Origin of the sequence: Tenacibaculum sp. Cn5-46, assembly GCF_022347705.1 — a bacterium.
Lineage (GTDB): Bacteria > Bacteroidota > Bacteroidia > Flavobacteriales > Flavobacteriaceae > Polaribacter > Polaribacter aiptasiae.
Map to the genome: position 1 here is coordinate 1 of NZ_JAKRGD010000017.1, position 1,583 is coordinate 1,583.

Annotated in this window: 1 pseudogene; it reads right to left on the reverse strand. The window is 36.3% G+C overall.

The features are described from left to right. Positions 1–1,583: pseudogene (locus MHN29_RS18245) on the reverse strand (hypothetical protein); the annotation flags it as partial.

The window sequence follows — 1,583 nt, forward strand, 5'->3', positions numbered from 1 at the left end:
ATTCTCTGGATTGTTACAGTTTCCATTACTTGACAGAAATTTGCACCTCCATTTTTATCTCGTACGTAAACATCCCAAGTTCCTGCAGCTACATTTACTGGGTTCGTTGTATTGAAATCTCCTGTTGTTACTGTTGTTCCACTAGTAATCACTGCAAATTGATAATTACTATCTCCTCCTGTTGGATTAATTGTTATCGTTCCTGTATTACAAGTCTCATCTACTAACGTTGTTGTTAATCCTAATTGTGGATTTAATGTATGCGTAGATTGTGCTGATACACATCCAGATCCATCTCGTACATCTATTGTATACGTATTTGGTGTTAATCCTGAGAATGTATAAGTTGTTGCTGTTGATGGAGTTGGTGTTTGCCATGGTCCTCCATCTAAGCTAAACTGGTAATCTCCATTTCCTTGTGTTACCGTTACAACTATTTCTCCATTACTTCCATTATAACATTGTGTTACTGTAGCTGTATGAGTTACTGTATCTGGTGCATTTACCGTAATTGTTGCATTACTTGTTGATGCACAGTTTCTACTATCTCTTGCTGTAATAGTATAAGCTGTTCCACTTGCTGCTACGTCTGTAAATACTCCTGAGTTTTGCCATGTTGCTCCACCATCAATACTATATTCATATGGTGCTGTTCCTCCTGTTGCTACTGCTTCTATTGTTGCTCCTGTTGGTGCAGCACATGTTGCTGGTTTTGTAATTGTTGCTGTTACTCCTACTGCTGCTGGTTCTGATATTGTTACTGTTCCTAAATTTAATGGACACGTTAACAATCCTACTGTAGCTCGTACTCGAACATCATGTGTAATATTATCTAATCCTGTAATTGTTACTGGATTTACTGTTGTATTTACCCAGTTTGCTCCGCCATCAATACTATAATCATAAGATACTCCTCCGTAATTTGAAGCATTTATAGTAATTGTTCCATCATCTGCATTATTACATGTACTATCTGTATTTCCTGTAATACTTGCTGTAAACTCTTGACCTGCTGCTACATTTACAATAATATCTTCTGTACATGAACTTCCATAATTTACTGTAAATGTATGTGAGCCTACTGATACATTATTAAACACATTACTCGCTTGCGCTGCTCCTCCATCTAAACTATAAGTATACGTTCCTACATTTGGTGTAATTGTTACATTTCCTGTTCCATCACAATTATATGCTATTGAACTTCCTAATGTTGGTGCAGTTGGTAATGGTGCTATTGTGATACTTGGTAAAGTAAATTCACAATTATTTGCATCTCTTATTACTAATGCATAAGTAGCATCTGTTAAATTTGGTTTTACTGGATTATTTGAAAATACTCCATCAATACCATAAGTATATGGTGCTGTTCCTCCTGTTGGGGTTGCAAATGTTATAACTCCCTGTTGTACACATGTGTAAGGTTGTGTTATACTTGCTGTTCCCGTTAATGCATTTGGTGCTGCAACTGTTTCTGTTGAAGCAGCTGTTGCACATCCGTTGGCATCAGTTATAATTACTTCATATGTATCTGAAGCTAATCCTGTAAACGATACATTATTTGTATTTAATCCTGCTTGAGT